Raw genomic sequence first — 1612 nt, 5'->3', positions numbered from 1 at the left:
GGAAAGCATGCGGTCGCTTTCGAGCCAGAAGGCTGTTTCCAGGTTTTCGGCCGGTAACTGAATATAATAATTGGTTACATCGTTACTGGTGTAGGCATTGTTTTCGCCTCCGGCCATTTGTAAGGGGGTTTCAAAATCTTCAATATTTTTGGAACCGCCAAACATCAGGTGCTCGAACAAGTGAGCAAAACCGGTTTTATTGGCATTCTCGTCCCTGGCGCCCACATCGTACATCACATTTAATACTGCCATGGGGGTTGAATGATCTTCATGTACTATAACTCGTAAGCCATTCGAAAGCGTAAATTTTTCAAATTGTATCATATGCCGTAATTGCTTTTATATTATCCACATTCCTTCATTACGCACAAAAATGGTGAACCAACATCTTTACCCTGATCCTGGGCGGAGTTGAAGGACGTAGCTACAAATTAACGACAAGTTGAGGTATTTGGTTGAAAGTGATTGATAAAAGACCGGTTAACGTCCGGTCAGAATGTTTTTCACCTTCAGGGTAAGCTGGTAAGGACCGTCTTTTCGCAGCACCAGCACCTTGAGCCTTTCACCCGGGGTTTGCATCAGGTTCTTATAGGTTTGAATATTATTACTGAAATTGTTCGCCACCCCCATAATTATATCGCCCGGTTTAAACCCGGCCTGTTCGGCGGGCGATTCGGGCATTATATCCACTACCTGAATTTCGCCATCCACCACGTACATGCCTAATCCGGTATAGGAATAATCAAATTGTTCTTTGTAATGGGAGTTGGGGATCATGTAAATGTCTTTGCGCTCGTAATTGATGATGAGGTTAAAGCGGCGCAGCAGGTCATTTCCTACCAACCCCGCGAGGGCCGGGTATTGAGTAACATTGTATTCATCGTCGAAAATATAGGTAGGTACATTTTTAAATTTGTAGGGCCCCAGCTGTACCTGTTTTATAACTCCTTGTTTCATAGGGGCTTTTCCGCCCAAACCCTCCGCCTGGGTAGCGTACCATTTGCGTTTGGGCTTTACAAAATTGCTGTCGCTTACAAAGTCGGCCGACAGCAGCAGGCACATGCCGGCGCCGGTATCGAAATAAAAACGGGAGGCCAGCTGCCGGTTGTCTTTGATACTGGCGGTTAAAACGGGAATGGTTTGAATAACGGGTTTTAACAAAAAACCGCCGCGGGGGTATTTAATGGTGCCTTTTGTATAAACCGAAATGGCCATGCTGTCGTAATCAATCTTTAAAATATAGCGCGACAAAAAGCTCAGCCCGATGATGCCATCTATTTTTTCCCCATAGGCGCTGGTCAAAACATCATAATCATTAATATGAAAATCCAGGTTTTCAACCGACAGGTCGGGCAGGTGCAGGGTTTGTCCATAAGAGAAAAATACCCGCCGTACCCCGGCAATGCCACGGATGGTGCGGTCGCTTAATTTGGTTGGTAATTTCAAATATTCGGCCGTGGAGGAGTCGAGCGAAATGCCGCCACTACCGGTATCCAAAACAAAATTGAGGGAATCTGGAAAGTTACCCAGCCGGGCTCTTACGGTAATAATGCCACCGGTAAGTAGTCTGAACGGGAAATGGGCTATCCTTTTGGCAGGCGGTGGAATAAAT

The 1612-nt window shown here is 45.8% G+C and carries 2 protein-coding genes; both read right to left on the bottom strand.

Annotation, left to right across the window (positions count from 1 at the left end):
* Nucleotides 1–324, bottom strand: a 324-nt coding sequence (locus tag ACJ751_RS00325) for a M16 family metallopeptidase (protein ID WP_407743369.1), incomplete at its 3' end; no start/stop codon positions are given.
* A 156-nt stretch (nucleotides 325–480) separates the two neighbouring features.
* The coding region (locus ACJ751_RS00320) for an aspartyl protease family protein (protein ID WP_407743368.1) at nucleotides 481–1612 on the bottom strand (1132 nt) is incomplete at its 5' end.

It is taken from the genome of Niastella sp., assembly GCF_045805085.1.
Classification (GTDB): domain Bacteria; phylum Bacteroidota; class Bacteroidia; order Chitinophagales; family Chitinophagaceae; genus Niastella.
This window is presented reverse-complemented; position numbering and strand designations above follow the sequence as displayed.